This window comes from Pseudomonas sp. Seg1 (genome assembly GCF_018326005.1).
In the GTDB taxonomy this organism is placed as follows: domain Bacteria; phylum Pseudomonadota; class Gammaproteobacteria; order Pseudomonadales; family Pseudomonadaceae; genus Aquipseudomonas.
Genome location: NZ_AP021903.1, coordinates 5980957 through 5998617, shown reverse-complemented (window position 1 = coordinate 5998617; position 17661 = coordinate 5980957). Strand labels below are relative to the sequence as shown.

At 60.1% G+C, this 17661-nt stretch carries 14 protein-coding genes; 3 read left to right on the top strand and 11 right to left on the bottom strand.

What is annotated here, in order from left to right; genetic code table 11:
* The first annotated feature begins 144 nt into the window (after positions 1–144).
* Positions 145–1515 carry a cell envelope integrity protein CreD gene (gene creD / locus KI231_RS27000; protein ID WP_213026777.1) on the top strand — a complete coding sequence of 457 codons (1371 nt, stop codon included), beginning with the start codon at positions 145–147 and terminating at the stop codon, positions 1513–1515.
* Between the two features lie 199 nt (positions 1516–1714).
* Here creD and KI231_RS26995 read toward each other — a convergent pair whose 3' ends face one another.
* The 8 genes from KI231_RS26995 to KI231_RS26960 form a co-directional block, all read right to left on the bottom strand.
* The gene (locus KI231_RS26995; RefSeq protein WP_213026776.1) at positions 1715–2344 is read right to left on the bottom strand and encodes a glutathione S-transferase; all 630 of its coding nucleotides are present in this window, start codon (positions 2342–2344) and stop codon (positions 1715–1717) included.
* A 205-nt stretch (positions 2345–2549) separates the two neighbouring features.
* Positions 2550–2729, bottom strand: a complete 180-nt coding sequence (locus KI231_RS26990; RefSeq protein ID WP_213026775.1) for a hypothetical protein — start codon at positions 2727–2729, stop codon at positions 2550–2552.
* Positions 2726–3856: a PepSY-associated TM helix domain-containing protein gene (locus KI231_RS26985; protein ID WP_103304498.1), complete on the bottom strand. Its 1131-nt coding sequence runs from the start codon at positions 3854–3856 to the stop codon at positions 2726–2728. The genes KI231_RS26990 and KI231_RS26985 overlap by 4 nt, the downstream gene beginning before the upstream one ends.
* Before the next feature lie 74 nt (positions 3857–3930).
* Entirely contained in the window at positions 3931–6369 is a 2439-nt protein-coding gene (locus KI231_RS26980; RefSeq protein WP_213026774.1) for a TonB-dependent siderophore receptor, read from the bottom strand.
* 265 nt (positions 6370–6634) lie between these two features.
* A complete protein-coding gene (locus KI231_RS26975; protein WP_213026773.1) occupies positions 6635–7609 on the bottom strand; it encodes a FecR domain-containing protein in 975 nt (324 codons plus the stop codon).
* Complete coding sequence (locus KI231_RS26970; protein ID WP_249412166.1) at positions 7606–8082, bottom strand: RNA polymerase sigma factor; 477 nt, start codon at positions 8080–8082, stop codon at positions 7606–7608. Before KI231_RS26970 ends, KI231_RS26975 begins: the two co-directional genes overlap by 4 nt.
* 250 nt (positions 8083–8332) lie before the next feature.
* The gene (locus KI231_RS26965; RefSeq protein WP_213026771.1) at positions 8333–9040 is read right to left on the bottom strand and encodes a 3'-5' exonuclease; all 708 of its coding nucleotides are present in this window, start codon (positions 9038–9040) and stop codon (positions 8333–8335) included.
* Entirely contained in the window at positions 9037–10971 is a 1935-nt protein-coding gene (locus KI231_RS26960; RefSeq protein ID WP_349306212.1) for a putative nucleotidyltransferase substrate binding domain-containing protein, read from the bottom strand. Before KI231_RS26960 ends, KI231_RS26965 begins: the two co-directional genes overlap by 4 nt.
* Before the next feature lie 258 nt (positions 10972–11229).
* Here KI231_RS26960 and KI231_RS26955 point away from each other — a divergent pair, with 258 nt between their 5' ends.
* A complete protein-coding gene (locus tag KI231_RS26955; protein ID WP_103304449.1) occupies positions 11230–11676 on the top strand; it encodes a response regulator in 447 nt (148 codons plus the stop codon).
* A 231-nt stretch (positions 11677–11907) separates the two neighbouring features.
* On the opposite strand, the gene KI231_RS26950 is transcribed toward KI231_RS26955, so the two are convergent.
* Entirely contained in the window at positions 11908–14085 is a 2178-nt protein-coding gene (locus KI231_RS26950; protein ID WP_213026769.1) for a malate synthase G, read from the bottom strand.
* Between the two features lie 646 nt (positions 14086–14731).
* On the opposite strand from KI231_RS26950, the gene KI231_RS26945 reads away from it, so the two are divergent.
* Entirely contained in the window at positions 14732–15250 is a 519-nt protein-coding gene (locus KI231_RS26945; RefSeq protein WP_034155036.1) for a glycine cleavage system transcriptional repressor, read from the top strand.
* 223 nt (positions 15251–15473) lie between these two features.
* Here the strand turns inward: KI231_RS26945 and rarD are convergent, their stop codons facing one another.
* Both rarD and KI231_RS26935 read right to left on the bottom strand, forming a co-directional pair.
* Positions 15474–16361: an EamA family transporter RarD gene (rarD, locus tag KI231_RS26940; RefSeq protein WP_103304445.1), complete on the bottom strand. Its 888-nt coding sequence runs from the start codon at positions 16359–16361 to the stop codon at positions 15474–15476.
* Positions 16362–16564: 203 nt separating this feature from the next.
* Positions 16565–17539: a serine/threonine protein kinase gene (locus tag KI231_RS26935; RefSeq protein ID WP_213026768.1), complete on the bottom strand. Its 975-nt coding sequence runs from the start codon at positions 17537–17539 to the stop codon at positions 16565–16567.
* Positions 17540–17661 lie beyond the last annotated feature (122 nt).

Below are 17661 nucleotides of genomic sequence, written 5' to 3'. Positions count from 1 at the left end.
CACGATTGTGTACACCTGAATCATTGTGGGAGCGGGCTTGCCCGCGATGGGGTCAGCGCAGTCTCCACACAATCTCCACATTCCCCCCACAAAACCCTCAAACAGCCGAATCAGACTCTGCCTCATCGAAACAGGGAGAGTCCCATGAACAAGAATCTGACCATTAAGCTCGGGGCCATTGCCCTGTTGATCCTGCTGTTACTCATACCGTTAATGATGATCGACGGCGTGATCGACGATCGCCAGCAATTGCGCGACGGCGTGCTGCAGGACATCGCTCGCAGTGCCAGTTACAACCAGCAAGTGAGCGGGCCGGTGATGGTGGTGCCGTATCGCAAGGTGATTCACAACTGGAAGATCAACGACAAAACCAACAAGCGCTACGACGATCCCCGGGAGGAACGCGGGCGTTTGTACTTTCTGCCGGAGCGCTTCGAACTCGATGGCCAGGTGCAGACCGAATTGCGCGCCCGGGGTATTTACGAAGCGCGGTTGTTCCACGCCGATAACCGCATCAACGGTCATTTCTCGCTGCCGGCCCAGTTGGGCATCAAGGAAGATTTCGCCGACTACCAGTTCGACGCGCCGTTTCTCGCGGTCGGCATCAGCGACATTCGCGGCATCGAAAACGCTTTGAAACTGGAGCTCGACGGCCAGCGCCTGGACTTTGTCCCGGGCACCCAGGTCGGCTGGCTCGGCGAAGGTGTACGCGTCACGTTGCCGCTGCTCGACACCAGTAAAGCCACCGAATTGGCGTTCGGTTTTGAACTGCGCCTGCAAGGCACCGGTTCGCTGCAGGTGCTGCCGGTGGGCAAGAGCAGTAGCGTGAGCCTCACCGCCAACTGGCCGCACCCAAGCTTCATCGGCAACTTCCTGCCCGCCAAACGTGAAATCAACGATGCCGGTTTCAGCGCCGAATGGCAGACCACGTTCTTCTCCACCAATTTGCAGGACGCCATGAGCCGTTGCGTGAGCAGCAATGATTGCGAGGCGTTCAACGGCCGCAGCTTTGGCGTGAGCTTCATCGATCCGGTGGATCAGTATCTGAAGAGTGACCGGGCGATCAAATATGCGCTGCTGTTCATCGTCCTGACATTCGCCGGTTTCTTCTTGTTCGAAGTGCTGAAAAGTCTGGCGGTTCACCCGGTGCAGTACGCCTTGGTCGGCGTGGCACTGGCGTTCTTTTACCTGTTGCTGCTGTCGCTGTCAGAGCACATCGGGTTTGCCTTGGCGTATCTGTTGTCGGCCAGTGGCTGCGTGTTGTTGATCGGCTTTTACGTTTGTCATGTGCTGCGCAGCGTGCGCCACGGTTTGAGTTTTTCGGCGGGATTGGCGGCGTTGTATGGCCTGCTCTATGGATTGTTGAGTGCCGAGGATTACGCGCTGTTGATGGGCTCGCTGTTGCTGTTCGGCTTGCTCGGTGTGTTCATGGTGCTGACGCGCAAACTGGACTGGTACGGGATCGGGCAGAAGCCGGCCAAGCCGTTGGAGTTTGATATTGGGGCGGTGCAATGAGCGGGCTGCGTGAGGATCAGCGAGAGGCCGAGGTGTTGGTGACGTTGATCTTTGCGTCACTACCGCCGGAACCGAGGTGGTGCCATCGCCGGCAAGCCAGCTCCCACACTGGATTGATGTCTTGCGCGTATTTGCGATCCGACAAGGATCCTGTGGGAGCTGGCTTGCCAGCGATGAGGCCGGAACAGGCGCCGCCGATTTAAACCTTGGGCATCGTGGCGATCATGGACGGTCGCTGGCTGACTTCAAAGTACCAGTTGGCCAATTGTGGATTGGCGGTCCGCCAGTCCATTTCAGGGAAGCGCAGGTCGAGGTAGCCCAGTGCACAGGCGACGCTGATTGCGGCGACATCGAAGTGACTGGTCAGCTCGGCGATCGCGTCCGTTTCCAGCAGTGCGAGCGCACGGCGGATCTTCTCGCGCTGGGCGTCGAGCCATTCGTTCCAGTGCTTTTCCGGAGCACGCAGCGCCTGCTCGTAACGCACCATTACCGAAGCATCCATGATCCCGTCGGCCATCGAGGCCAGGGTCAGGCGCCGCCAGCGGGCCGAGCCGTCGCGGGGGATCAGCGGGTTGCCGACGTGTTGGTGGTCGAGGTAATCGAGGATCACGCGGCTGTCATGGATGACGTTGCCATCGGCCAGGCGCAGGGCCGGGATCTTGCCCAGCGGGTTGTCAGCGTTAAGGGTCGGATCGGGGCTGACCGGGCTGAGCACGCAGTCTTGTAACGCGACGCGATCCTGCTGACCGGTCTCGTGCAGCAACACCATCACTTTGCGAACGAACGGGGACAGCGAGTTGTGGAACAGGGTCATGCTGGGGGCGGACATTGGCAAACCTCGTGAGCATCGAAGAGCAGGAGGTTAGCCTAGCTACAACCACTGTGGCTGGCGAGGAATTGATGGTGTTCGTGAGATCGCCATCGCTGGCAAGCCAGCTCCCACAGTTTTTGCAGCGACACAAATTTCAGATTCAGCATCAACCCCTGTGGGAGCTGGCTTGCCAGCGATGAGGCCATTACCGACGACAACGAAACTACCTGCGCTGCAGCAATCCCCTGATCGCCAGAATTGCCGGAACACCCAGCCCAACCCAGCTCAACGCATCCCAGATCCCATCCCCCAGCAACGCCGCAAACAACCCTGCCGCACTGAGCAGCGCAATCACCAGCGGCGTGCTGAAGACCTTCCAGAAATTCGACTGACGCGGCTTCATGCAGACGCCTCCGCCGTTTCCAGCGCAGGCTTGGCGGCTTTGCGCCGCACCACCCACAGGTACACGCCACTGCCGAGGACGATGATGGTCAGCACATCCAGCGTCGCCCAGAGAATCTTCATCGGCATGCCGCCGTAGTCGCCGAAGTGCAGCGGCTGCGACATGCCCATGGCGTCCATGTACCACGGTCGTTCGGCCACGGCGGTGACTTGCAGGGTAGTGGCGTCGATCAGCACCGGCGTCAGCAGATGCGAGGTCAGGTGCGTGCCGCCCTTCATGAACACCGAGTAGTGGTGTTCGCTGGAGAACCGTGTGCCGGGAAAGGCAATGAAGTCTGGTTTCATCCCCGGCGCGACTTCGCCGGCGATGTCGAGCAAACGCGTGGCCGGTGCCAGTTGCGTCAGCGGCGGCGCATCGCGGTAGGGCGCAATCAATGTGTTCAACGCATCGTTGCGCCAGGCAGCGATCAGCAGATCGGCGCAGGCGCTGATCACCCCGGTCACGCCGACCACCAACGCCCAGGTCAGGGTGACGACGCCGATCAGGTTGTGCAGGTCCAGCCAGCGCAGGCGTGTGGATTTGCCCTGACGCACGGTGGCGAAGTTCAGGCGGCGCATGAACGGCAGGTACAGCACCGTCCCCGAGACAATCGCCACGACAAACAGCAGTCCCATGAACGCCAGCAGCAATTTGCCCGGCAATCCGGCGAACATGTCGACATGCAGGCGCAGGATAAACAGCATCAGGCCACCGTTGGCCGCAGGGGTTTCCAGCGCTTCACCGGTGCGAGCATCGAGCATGAAGGTGTGCGAAGAGTTCGGCTCGGTGCCGGCGGTTTTCGCCATGATCGTCAGGACGGCATTCGGCTCATCGTCGTCGAAGCCGAAGTACTGCACGACTTCATCCGGGCGATGTTTTTCCGCGGCCTCAACCAGTTGCGCCAGATTCAGACGCGGCGTGTCCGCCGGCATCTCGCGCACTTCAGGAGCATCGCCGAGCAAGTGCTCGATTTCGTGGTGAAAGATCAGCGGCAGACCGGTCAGTGCCAGCATCAGCAAAAACACGGTGCAAACCAGGCTGGTCCAGGTGTGGACGAACGACCAGCGGCGAATTGTTTTACTTTTCATTTCATGACCTTCAAAAACACCGAAGCCGTCCACGGGGGACGGCCTGGTAACAGGGCCTGTTTCAGCTCAGTCGTTTACCACTTGTAAGTAGCGCTGGCGACCACACTGCGCTGGTCGCCGTAGTAGCAGTAGTAACCGTCGCAGGTGGAGATGTAGTCCTTGTCGAACAGGTTGGTGGCGTTGAGCGCCAGCGACGCACCTTTGAGGCTGTTGTCCAGTCGGCCGAGGTCGTAATGCACGGCTGCATCGAACACGGTGTAGGCGTCGGCCTTGCCCAGCCAGGTGTTGGCCTTGTCGCCGTAGGTGTTGCCGGTATAGCGCACGCCGCCGCCGATGCCGAAACCGTCGAGCACGCCGCTGTGCCAGGTGTAGTCGGTCCACAGCGAGGCTTGCTGGTTCGGCATCAGTTGCAGGCGATTGCCCTTGTCGACACCTTTCTGCACTTCGGACTTGGCCAGGGTGTAGGCGGCGATGACTTTCAGGTTATCGGTGACATCCGAAACCGCTTCCAGCTCCAGGCCTTTGACTTTCACTTCGCCGGTCTGGCTGGTGATGGTCACGTTGTTGACGATGTTGTTGACCGCGACGTTCTTCTGGGTCAGGTCATACACGGCTGCGCTGAGCAGGGTTTTGCTGCCCGGTGGCTGGTACTTGATGCCCAGTTCCCATTGTTTGCCTTCGGTCGGCTTGAACGACTCAGTGACGCTGGCATCGGCACCGCTGGTTGGCTGGAAGGATTCGGCATATGACAGGTATGGCACGAAGCCCGAGTCGAACACATAGCTGATCGCCGCGTTACCGCTGAACGCCTTGTCACGCTGGGTGTTGGTGGCGTCGCCCTTGTTGAGGAATCTGGTGCTGGTGTGCACCCAGTCTTCACGACCGCCCAGGGTCAGACGCCACTGGTCCAGCGCCATCTGGTCCTGCACGTAGAGACCGGTCTGGTTGGTTTTCTGGTTGTAGTCGTAGAACGCCGAGGAACGTGGCGGACGCGTAATCGGCTGGCCGTAGATCGGGTTGTTGACGTTGATGTCCGGCGCGCTGCCGAAGATCGAGGTGTAGTTGTCGTTGCTGCGCTGATGGTCGAGACCCAGCAGCAAGGTATGACGGATGTCGCCCGTAGCGAAGTCGGCCTGGAAGTTGTTGTCCACGGCGAATTGGCTGATGTCCTCATCGACATTGGTGGTGCCGCGACCGACATTGCCCTGATCGTCAACGGTGAAGCCGGGAATGGTCGTGTTGTAGCTGTTGACGGTCACGGTCTGGAACGACAGATCGGACTTGGTGTAACGCAGATTCTGTTTGAACTGCCATACATCGTTCAGGCGATGTTCAAAGGCATAACCGAGCGCGTAGTAGGTGCGGTCGTAGAAGTCGTAGTCAGGATCGCCCAGGTTCTTGTGGTGGGAAATCTTGCCGAACGGCATGTCGATCTTGGTGCCCTGGATCGGATAGAACTGACTGGTGACCCCGGTATCGTCGCGGGTGAACTGCGAGAGCAAGGTCAACTTGGTGTCGTCGTCGATGTTCCAGGTCAGGCTCGGTGCAATGTTGTAGCGCTTGTTTTCGATGTGGTCGATCTGCGTGTCGCTGTCGCGCACCACGCCGCTGATGCCATACAGAAATTGCCCGGCGTCATCGATCTTGCCGGTGCTGGCGAAGTTGATCTGGCGGTGGTTGTCGCTGCCGTACTGCAACTGGATTTCGCTGCTGGCTTCGGCGCTTGGACGACGGCTGACCATGTCCAGCAGACCGCCTGGCGGGGTCTGGCCGTAAACCGACGAAGCCGGGCCGCGTAGCAGGGCGAGGCGATCGAGGTTCCAGGTTTCCGGTTTCGGGTTGGCGTAGATGCCTCTTGGCAGTGGCAGGCCGTCGAGAAACTGAGTCGGCTCGAAACCACGCACGCGCAGCCAGTCGATGCGCGTGTCGCTGCCGTAGCTGCTGGCGGTGATGCCGGGCATGTAGCGCACGGCGTCATCGAGGCTGTGCACGCTGCGGTCGTCCATCTGCTGGCGCGTGGCCACGGAGATCGAACGCGGTGCTTCAACCAGCGCGGTGTCGGTTTTGGTGCCGGCGGCGGTGCGGGTGGCGGTGTAGCCTTCGACCGGGCTCCAAGCGGTTTCCAGATTTTCCACACCGATGACCGATGTTTCCGGCAGCGCCATCACGCCTTCCGGCACGGCAACCAAGGTGTAAGTGCCCGTGCTGGCCTGTTCCAGTTGCAGACCGGTGCCTTGCAGGGCCGCGCGCAGAGCGCCGGCCGCATCGTACTGACCGTTGACCGGTGCCGAGGTCTTACCCGCCGCCAGCGAAGGATTCAGCGACAGGGCGAGGCCGCCTTGGCTGGCGATCTGGTTGAGGGTGGTGGCCAAGGGCGCCGCCGGCAGGTTGTAGGCGCGAACGCTGGACGCTTGTTCAACGGCGAGCAACGGGCTGCTGATCAGAGGAGTGCTGAAAGCGATGGCGACGGCCAGCAGACTGGGGCGCAACAAGGTGTCTAGCGAACGGGACATACGGCGGCTCCTGAATGGAAATATTTCTCAATTGCCTGTGTGCCGGATGAAAACCAAAAAGTGATAGGGCTGGATGGAAATAATTTCGATTAACTTGCAGCGGTGCTGCTGATAGACATGGCGAGCCTGGTTTTGTGGAGCTGCTGGCGGCCTCATCGCTGGCAAGCCAGCTCCCACAGGGAGTGCTGTAAACATCAACTTTGTGGGCAGCACTTAATCCTGTGGGAGCTGGCTTGCCAGCGATAGCGACCGCTCAGCCACCCGATCATTCAGGCTTGGAATCAGCCTTGGCCACCGTCACCCAATACGGTGTGTGCTGCTCGATCTGCACTGGCAGGGTTGGCAGCAGGGCGCTCAAGGCTTTGTCGGTGTCATGCAGCGGGAAGCTGCCGGTGATTCGCAAGTCAGCCACTTCCGGCGCAACGCCCAGATGCCCACGACGATAACGACCCAGCTCATGCACCAGATCGCTCAGTCGAGCGTTATCCACCACCAGCATGCCGCGCGTCCAGGCATCGGCGCCGGGCGTGAGGGCGACAATCGAGCCCAGCCCATCACCGCGCAGCAATACTTGCTGGCCTTCGCGCAAAATCTGTTCTTCGGGATTCGCTTGCGTGCGTGCCGCCACCGCTGATTGCAGCACGCTCAGACGCGTACCTTGTTCTTCGCGCTTGACCAGGAACCGCGTGCCCAATGCACGCATGCTGCCTTCGCGGGTTTCGACGATAAATGGCCGTGCATCGCCGTGGCCGGTTTCGACGAGGATCTCGCCTTCCTGCAAGACGATCAGGCGCTGCTTCTCATCGAAGCGCACATCCACGGCACTGTGAGTATTGAGGTTGAGCACGGTGCCGTCGGCCAGGCGTACGGTGCGCTGTTCGCCGGTTGCGGTGCGCTGATCGGCCAGCCAATAGTCCATCGGCAAATAATGCTCGGCGGCAAACAGCCCCATACCGATCACCGCGACAACGCTGGCCAGACCGCTGCCCAGTTTGCGCACGCGCCGGCGGATGCCTTCGCGCGATTGCAGCAGTGCACTGCGGGCCGGGCCTTTGGCCACGCTGAAGCGTTGGTCGAGCATGCCCAATTGACGCCATGCGCGGGCATGTTCTTCATTGGCCGCGTGCCATTTGGCGAATTCCTCGCGCTCCAGCGGGCTGCTCGAATCGAGCGTCAACTGCCAGGCAATCGCCGCATCCAGCACATGCGCCGGCACCGGTCTGGAACTGGCAGGGCTCACGTCGGCTCACCGTACAGCGCGATGTAGCACTGACGAATCCCCTGAGCCAGATACTGGCGCACGCGCGGCACTGAAACGCCAAGTTTCTCGGCGATCTCGGCATGGCTGAGGCCATCGAGGCGGTTATAAAGGAAGGCGGCGCGGGCCTTGGTCGACAGTTTGCCGAGCAGACGGTCGATGGCTTTGAGGTCCTCGAGGATCATTTGCTGTTCCTCCACCGACGGTTGTTCGCCCTCGGGGATCAGCATCAATTCGGTGAGGTAAGCCTGCTCCAGCGCGGCGCGGCGGAAGTAGTCAAACAACAGACCCTTGGCAATCGCCACGAGAAAGGCTCGGGGCTCGCGCGGTGTCAGCAGTTCATCGCGGCCGAGCAGGCGCACGAAGGTGTCCTGGCTCAGGTCTTCGGCCCGCTGCGGACAGGCCACGTTGCGCCGTAGCCACGCCAGCAGCCAACCGCGATGGTCGCGATACATCGCACCGACGAGCTGATTGTGAGGGCTTGGAACTGACGACACCGGACATCACCGATTGGGAAATATTAACTAACGCGAATTGTTCGCGATTCTGGCAGAGGTGGGAATGGTTAGCAATTGGCCACTGGTCAGGTGGCATCAGGGAAACCACGTCATCGCTCTTCGCGAGCAGGCGCGCTCCCACAAGGCATCACATTCCAAATGTGGGAGCGAGCCTGCTCGCGAAGAGGCCAGAACAGCCAACGGAAATCTAAAAGGACGGCGCTTGTTGTCGGCGCTTCCACTGACTCAAGCGCTGCTGCAAATTCAGCGGACTATGAATCTGCTGCCCCCGCGCCCGACTGAACAGAATCAACGCCAATTCCGCCGTGGCCAGCGCATCGGCACTGGCGTTATGCCGTTCGAACACCTCCAGGCGAAACCAGTCGATCCACTCATCCAGCCCGGCCTCGCGAATATTCGCCTGCGGGCACACCAGCGGCGCAATATCCGCGACATCCAGAAACACCTGCTGCAACTTGTGCCCCAGATGCTCCTTCAGCGCGCGCCCGAGCATGTGCTGATCGAACGGCGCATGAAACGCCAGCACCGGGCTGTCGCCGATAAACTCCATGAGGTCCACTAACGCTTCGGCCGGGTCGCTGCCGGCGGCAAGTTCATTCGGCCCCAGGCCATGGATCAACACACTGGGGCTGAGCTTCAGTTCACGACATTGCAAGGTCCGTTCGAACTGCTGACTGAAATCGATCGCAGCGTCCTCGATCACCACGGCGCCGATCGACAACACGCGATCCTTGTTCAGGTTCAGCCCGGTGGTTTCCAGATCCAGTACCACCCAGCGCTGTTCGCGCAGGCTGCAATCGCTCAACTCGCTGATCGCCGGCAACTGCGCCAGGCGGTGTTGCAGATCGGCCGGCACCACCGGGCTGGCCGGACGCAGCCACGAGAACAGGCTCATAGCTGATACCGCAAGGTCAGGCTGCTTTGCAGGCGTTGAGCCTGACGCAGGGATTCGCGCAGGATGCGTCGGTCGAGGTGGTTGAGGCTGTCGGGATCGACACGGTTGGAGTAGGGCAGATTCTCCCGGGTCTGCAGCTGATGTTGCTGCATGCGTGTTTGCTGAATGAAGTGGTAAGCCTCTTCATACGCGGCGCCGTCGAGTGGTTCGATGACTTCTTTATCGACCAGTTGGCGAAAGCGTTCGAGGGTGTTGTTGGCGTCGATGCCGTTGGCCAGCGCCAGCAGGCGCGCGCCATCGACGAATGGGGTCAGACCCTGAACTTTCAAATCCAGCGTGGCTTTCTCGCCGTTCTTGCGCGCCAGTACAAACTCGCGGAAACGCCCGACCGGCGGGCGATTGCGCAGGGCGTTGTCGGCCATCATGCGCTGGAACAGACGGTTGTCGCCGACCTGCTCGAGAATCCCCCGACGCAGTTGCGCGCAACCGCTCTCATCGCCCCAGACCACCCGCAGATCAAAATAGATGCTCGAGCCCAACAGATTCTCCGGAGTCGCCTCGCGGATAAACGCCGCAAAACGCCGCGCCCATTCCGCGCGCGACAAACACAGCTCGGGGTTGCCGGCCATGATGTTGCCCTTGCACAGAGTAAAGCCGCATTGCGCCAGGCTCTGGTTGATCTGCTGCGCGATCGGCAGCAGCTTGCCGCGAATTTCCGCCGCGTGCGCCGCATCGCGAGCGTCGAACAGAATGCCGTTGTCCTGATCGGTGTGCAGCGTTTGCTCGCGCCGACCTTCGCTGCCGAAACACAGCCAACTGAACGGCACGCCGGGGTCGCCTTTTTCGGCGATGGTCAGTTCGATTACCCGGCACACAGTGTGGTCGTTGAGCAGGGTGATGATGTGGGTGATCTGGGTTGAAGAGGCGCCGTGGGCGAGCATGCGCTCGACCAGTTGGCCGATCTCGCCGCGCAGGGACACCAGTTGTTCGACGCGCTGGGCACTGCGGATGGTCCGGGCCAGGTGCACCAGATCGACACGTTGCAGGGAAAACAGATCACGCTCGGACACCACGCCGCACAGGCGCTGATCCTTGACTAGGCAGACGTGAGCGATGTGCCGCTCGGTCATGGCAATCGCCGCGTCGAATGCACTGTGATCCGGCGACAGATAGAACGGCGCACGGGTCATGTGATGTTCGATGGCTTCGCTGAAATCGCCCACGCCTTCAGCCACCATGTGGCGCAGGTCGCGCAGGGTGAAAATCCCCAGCGGCGCCTTGTGTTCATCCACTGCGACGATGCTGCCGACCTGTTGCTCATGCATCAACTTCACCGCGTCACGCAATGGCGTTTCAGGGCTGCACGTCACTGGATGGCGCATGGCCAATTCACCCAGTCGGGTGTTCAGCGAATACTGGGTGCCGAGGGTTTCCACGGCTTTCTGCTGGACTTGCTGGTTGACCTGATCAAGCAGGCTGCTGACCCCGCGCAAAGCAAAGTCGCGAAAGGCGTTGGACAGCGCGAACAGTTTGATGAACGCCGGTTTGTTCAGTTGCAGGCAGAAGGTGTCTTCGCCGGCCAGATGCTCGGTGCGCGTTGCCCGCTCGCCGAGCAGCGCGGCGAGGGGGAAGCATTCGCCGGTGGTGATTTCAAAGGTGGTTTCGGTGCCGGGCTTGGTGATGTGCTGACGTTCACCCACCACGCGGCCCTGTTTGACGATGTAGAAGTGTTCGACCGGGCCATCGGTGGGTTTGATGATGCTCTCGCCCTGAGCGTAAAAGCGCAGCTGGCATTGCTCCACCAGATAGGCGAGGTGGGCGTGTTCCATCTGATTGAAGGGCGGGAAGCGCTGAAGGAATTGCAGGGTGCCCTGAATGTTCTGCAACACCGCGGTTTTCCCTGCCTGGGTGAAGGCGTCCGCTTTACTCATAACCATTACCGCAGTCTTTTTCGAATTGTTGTTGTCGGATCGTTGCAGCCATGGTCGGCCCCGGCGAGCAGGGTGCCCATTGGACGTAAGTCTAGGTTTGCCATGCCGTTGGGCACATTTGGGAAGTGCCCTACAAAATCAGTCGGGAATTCAACCGTCCGGCTATTGGAAAAAAATCCGACGAAGTGCACATTGAAGCTCTGCCTGGCGATGTCTGACGACTGTGCAGGTGATTGATTTGGAAACATAGAGAACGCCATGTCCGACCACGATATTTTGAGCGACGCCGAGCGGGAAGCGCTCAGCGCTGTGATGCTCGAACCCGACCTGCCGCCGCAGCGTGTGCTGATCGTCGATGACGACAAGGACGCTCGGGAGTTGCTCGCGGAGATATTGGCGTTGGACGGTATTCGCTGCATGACCGCCGCCAGCGGCGAAACGGCGCTGAAGATGCTCGAGGAAAAACCTTCGATCGGGCTGGTGATCACTGATTTGCGCATGGGCAATGTCGATGGCCTTGAGCTGATTCGACAGGTGCGCGAATCGGTGCGGGCGGCGCTGCCGATCATCATTGTGTCCGGCGATGCCGATGTGAAAGACGCGATTGCGGCGATGCATTTGAGCGTGGTGGATTTTCTGCTCAAGCCGATTGATACGGGCAAGTTGCTCGGGTTGGTCAAACATGAGTTGGGCATAGAGCCATAGCGCCTGATTTGCCGATCGTTCCCACGCTCTGCGTGGGAATGCCTCAATGGACGCTCTGCGTCCGCTGTTGGGACGCGGAGCGTCCCGGGCTGCATTCCCACGCGGAGCGTGGGAACGATCAACAATCACCTGTAGGAGCTGCCGAAGGCTGCGATCTTTTGATTCTGCTTTCACAAAAAAAAGCCCTGATCCAAAGATCAGGGCTTTTTCATATCCAGCGTCTACGTAGAATTACAGGCCGTTGGCAGCCTTAAACTCGCGACGACGACGGTGCAGCACCGGCTCGGTGTAACCGTTCGGCTGCTTGGTCCCTTCGATCACCAGTTCGACTGCCGCCTGGAAGGCGATGTTGCTGTCGAAGTTCGGCGCCAGCGGACGGTACAGCGGGTCGTTGGCGTTCTGACGGTCCACTACCGGCGCCATGCGCTTGAGGCTTTCCATCACTTGCGCTTCGGTGACCACACCGTGGCGCAGCCAGTTGGCGATGTGCTGGCTGGAGATACGCAGCGTGGCACGGTCTTCCATCAGGCCGACGTCATTGATGTCCGGTACTTTCGAGCAGCCAACGCCCTGGTCGATCCAGCGCACCACATAGCCAAGAATGCCCTGGGAATTGTTGTCCAGTTCGTTCTTGATCTGCTCTGGCGTCCAGTTCGGGTTGACCGCCAGCGGGATGGTCAGAATGTCGTCAACCGAAGCGCGGGCACGTTTGGCCAGCTCGGCCTGACGGGCGAACACGTCGACCTTGTGGTAGTGCAGCGCGTGCAGCGCAGCAGCCGTCGGCGATGGCACCCAGGCGGTGTTGGCACCGGCCAGTGGGTGGGCGATTTTCTGTTCGAGCATCGCTGCCATCAGGTCGGGCATCGCCCACATGCCTTTACCGATTTGCGCGCGACCTTGCAGGCCGGTGCTCAGACCGATATCGACGTTCCAGTTCTCGTAGGCGCCGATCCATTTCTCGGCCTTCATGTCGGCCTTGCGCACCATCGGGCCGGCTTCCATGGAGGTGTGGATTTCGTCGCCGGTGCGGTCGAGGAAACCGGTGTTGATGAACACCACGCGCTCGCTGGCCGCCTTGATGCAGGCCTTGAGGTTGACCGTGGTGCGGCGCTCCTCGTCCATGATCCCGACTTTCAGCGTATTGCGTTTCAGGCCCAGCACATCTTCGATGCGGCCGAACAGCTCGTTGGTGAACGCCGCTTCTTCCGGGCCGTGCATCTTCGGTTTAACGATGTAGACGGAACCGGTGCGGGTGTTCTTGCGCGAGGTGTTGCCGTTGAGGTTGTGCATTGCCGCGAGGCAAGTCACCAGACCGTCGAGGATACCTTCCGGTACTTCGTTGCCGTCTTTGTCGAGGATCGCGTCGATGGTCATCAGGTGACCGACGTTGCGCACGAACAACAGCGAGCGGCCATGCAGGGTCACTTCGCCGCCATTGGGCGTGGTGTAGCTGCGATCCGGGTTCATGGTGCGGGTGAACGTCTGGCCACCCTTGGACACGGATTCCGCCAGGTCGCCCTTCATCAGGCCGAGCCAGTTGCGGTAGATCACCACTTTGTCGTCGGCATCGACGGCAGCCACGGAGTCTTCGCAGTCCATGATGGTGGTCAGGGCCGCTTCCATCAGGACGTCTTTGACGCCGGCGGCGTCGGTCTGGCCGACCGGGGTGCTGGCGTCGATCTGGATTTCGAAATGCAGACCGTTGTGCTTCAGCAGGATGGCGATCGGGGCATTGGCATCGCCCTGGAAACCGATCAGTTGAGCGTCGTCGCGCAGGCCGGTGTTGCTGCCGCCCTTGAGGGTGACCAGCAGTTTGCCGTCAGCGATTTTGTAGGCGGTCGAGTCGACGTGGGAGCCGGCGGCCAATGGCGCGGCCTCGTCGAGGAAGGCCCGGGCGAAGGCGATGACTTTGTCGCCACGCACCTTGTTGTAGCCTTTGCCTTTTTCCGCGCCACCGTCTTCGCTGATCGCGTCGGTGCCGTAGAGGGCGTCGTACAGCGAACCCCAGCGGGCGTTCGAGGCATTGAGAGCGAAACGGGCGTTCATCACCGGCACAACGAGTTGCGGGCCGGCGGTACGGGCGATTTCGTCATCGACGTTTTGCGTCGTTGCCTGGAAATCAGCCGCTTCTGGCAGCAGATAACCGATTTCTTGCAGGAAGATTTTGTAGGCCGCGGCGTCATGGGCCTGGCCGACGCGTTCCTGATGCCAGGCATCAATGCGCGCCTGGAAGTCATCGCGTTTGGCGAGTAGGGCTTTGTTCTTCGGTGCCAGGTCGTGAATGACCTTGTCGGCACCTTCCCAGAATTTTTCGGCGGTGAGGCCGGTACCGGGAATGGCTTCGTTGTTCACGAAGTCGAACAGGACTTTGGCGACCTGCAGGCCACCGACTTGAACGTGTTCAGTCATTGCTTGCCTCACTCTGCTCAGCTATTTCGCTTTTCAGCTCTTCAATTTGACAATGAAGCCTCTGGCCATTTAAACCACAAACCTTCCGACCAGTACATGCCATTGCTGGCGGCTGGGCTGGGACCAATCAACGGCTTGGGGCCTTGCTGACGGGGCTTTCAGGGTTGCGAACATGCCTTGGGCAGACATCGATCCAGCGTTATGTAGTGCGTGCCGAGGCATACTACATGATGAGTTGCGCTTGTGAAAATCAGACTAATAACGTCGTTCTGCGACCTCATGTCGCATTGCGGTCACATCGCGGAACGGGATGTTCTCAAAAAACCATTGGATTGTTCCAGCTAAATATCAAAAGTTGTACACATAAATACTGTCTGCCTGCTATGGCGCAGTTCAGCTGTACAGAATTCTGTGGCGAGGGGATTTATCCCCGATCGGTTGCGCAGCAGCCGTAAACCCTGTCAGCCCGGTTTACCGGTCAGCGCGCAGGGGCGGCTTCGCCACCCATCGGGGGTAAATCCCCTCGCCACAGGTTGCTTGCAAAACCCAGCCCACGTCATCCGCACAAAATGCCGCCCGGGCTGAATCAAACCCCTTGCCTATACTTGCCTTTCTATAACAAAAGTCATGACAAGAGGGCTGCGCCATGGACCATCTCGTACTCACCGTTTTCGCCCCGGACAAGCCCGGGCAGGTCGAGCGCATCGCCCAATGCATCGCCGAGCATGGCGGTAACTGGCTGGAAAGCCGGATGTCGCGGATGGCCGGGCAGTTCGCCGGGATTTTGCGGGTGGGCGTACCGGCAGAGGCTTACGACGAATTAGTCGATGCCTTACAAGCATTGTCGACTCATGGCATTCGTGTGTTGATTGCCGAAAGCGGCATCGAGCAATCCTGTACCTGGAAACCGATTGCGATGGAACTGGTGGGCAATGATCGTCCAGGGATTGTGCGCGATATCACTCGGCTGTTGAGCGAACAGGGCGTGAACCTCGAACGGCTGGTGACGGAAGTGCGGCCGGCACCGATGAGCAGCGAACCGTTGTTCCACGCCGAAGCGATTCTCGCCGTGCCGCTGACCTTGTCCCTCGATGTGTTGCAGTCGCGCCTGGAAACACTGGCCGACGATCTGATGGTCGAACTGGTGTTACGCACAGACGTTTAAGGGCCACACGGGTTATCCAGTTTTAACGTGCACCCGCCTGTGGATAACCTGTAGAGACCAAGCTCCAGGCCACGCCGAACGTGGCTTCGCGTGAGTTGATCAAAAAACCGCCAGCATTCAACAACTTGCACACAAACGGCGGGGATCACGCTGTGGATAACCTTGGGAAGGAACTATGCAGACCACGAGAACTGTGGTCTGCGCAGGGTTGTGCGTTTTTTGATCAACTGCGCCGGCGCAGACTGATCACGGCATCGACGCTGTAAACGGCCAGACCGGCCCAGATGAAGATAAACGCGATCAACGTGCTGGACGACAAGTGCTCACCAAACAGCAGTACCGCTTGCAACAACACCAGCGTTGGCGCGAGGTATTGCAGGAAGCCGATGGTGGTGTAGGGCAGGTGTCGCGTGGCGGCGTTGAAGCACACTAGCGGGATCAACGTCACCGGTCCGGCCGCGACCAGCCACCAGGCTTGCGACGTGGTCCAGAACTCGGGTTGAGCGCTGGTCGCGGTCTGATTGAACAGCAACCACGCGAAGGCAATCGGTACCAGCATCCAGGTTTCCACCACCAGCCCCGGCAAGGCCTTGACCGGTGCCTGCTTGCGGATCAGCCCGTAGAAACCGAAAGTCAGCGCCAGCACCAGCGACACCCACGGCAGACTGCCGACCTGCCACACCTGTTGCGCCACACCCACCGCCGCCAGCCCCACCGCGAGCCACTGCATACGGCGCAGACGCTCGCCAAGAATCAACATCCCCAGCAGCACATTCACCAGCGGGTTGATGTAGTAACCGAGGCTCGCTTCGAGCATGCGTCCGTTGTTCACCGACCACACATAGGTCAGCCAGTTGGCGGCGATCAGCGTGCCGCTCAAGGCCAGAATCGCCAGACGCTTGGGGTTATCCAGTAATTCGCGCAGCCATCCCGGGTGTTTCCACACCATCAGCAGCAGCGCGCCAAACAGCGCTGACCACAACACCCGATGGATGATGATCTCGACGGCCGGCACTTCGGCGATGGCTTTGAAATAGATCGGGAACAGGCCCCAGATGATGTAGGCACTCAGGCCCAGAATGTACCCGCGACGCGGGTTGGCGGCTTGCATGCAGAATCCTTGCTCAGGCAGCTGACAGAGCAGGGATTGTAAGGAAGTTTGTCGACGAATGTCGGAGCAGAATGGTCAGAAATGTGTGAACACAAAAAAACCTGTAGGAGTGAGCCTGCTCGCGATGGCGGTGTGTCAGACAACAGAAATATTGAATGTACCGGCGTCATCGCGAGCAGGCTCAATCCTACAGGGGGAAATTGTCAGAAGAGTTTCAGCGGTTCTTCGTTGAGCGCCGAAAGCTGCTCACGCAACGCCAACACCTGATCGCCCCAATATCGCTCCGTACCAAACCACGGAAAGCTGTGCGGGAACGCCGGGTCATCCCAGCGCCGCGCCAGCCAGGCGCTGTAATGCATCAGGCGTAGTGCGCGCAGCGGCTCGATCAACGCCAGTTCGCGTGGATCGAAATCGTGGAATTCGTTGTAGCCGTCCATCAATTCCGACAACTGCCCCAGACATTCCTGACGATCACCGGCGAGCATCATCCAGATGTCCTGTACCGCCGGGCCCATGCGGCAGTCGTCGAGGTCGACGATGTGGAATATCTCGTCGCGGCACATCATGTTGCCGGGATGGCAGTCGCCGTGCATGCGGATGTTCTGGTGCGGCGTGTTGGCGTAGGCGTCCTCCACACGTTTGAGCAGGTCGCGGGCCACCGATTCGTAGGCCGGCAGCAGGCTTTTCGGAATGAAGTTGCCTTCGAGCAAAGTATTCAGCGAGGCGTGGCCGAAGTTCTGCACGGCGAGGGCTTCACGGTGTTCGAACGGCTTGGTGGCGCCGACCGCGTGAATCCGCCCGAGCAACTGACCGAGGCGATACAGCTGATCAAGATTGCCCGGCTCCGGCGCCCGCCCGCCACGACGGGGGAACAGGGTGAAGCGGAAACCGGCGTGTTCGTGCAGGGTTTCACCGTTGTGGATCAACGGCGCGACCACCGGAATTTCGACGTCGGCCAGTTCGAAGGTGAACTGGTGTTCTTCGAGGATGGCTTCGTTGGTCCAGCGCTGTGGACGGTAGAACTTGGCGATCAGCGGTTCGGAGTCTTCGATGCCGACCTGATAGACGCGGTTTTCGTAGCTGTTGAGCGCCAGAATGCGCGCATCACTGAGAAACCCGATGCTTTCAACGGCATCAAGGACGAGGTCGGGTGTGAGGGTTTCAAACGGGTGGGCCATGCTGACTCCTGCGCGCAGCAGGCTGCCGCGTCCGGCCCAGCATGGTAGCGCAGATGGCAGCCGGAAAGGTGGATGGTGTCTGTGCTGACGCCATCGCTGGCAAGCCAGCTCCCACATTTGGA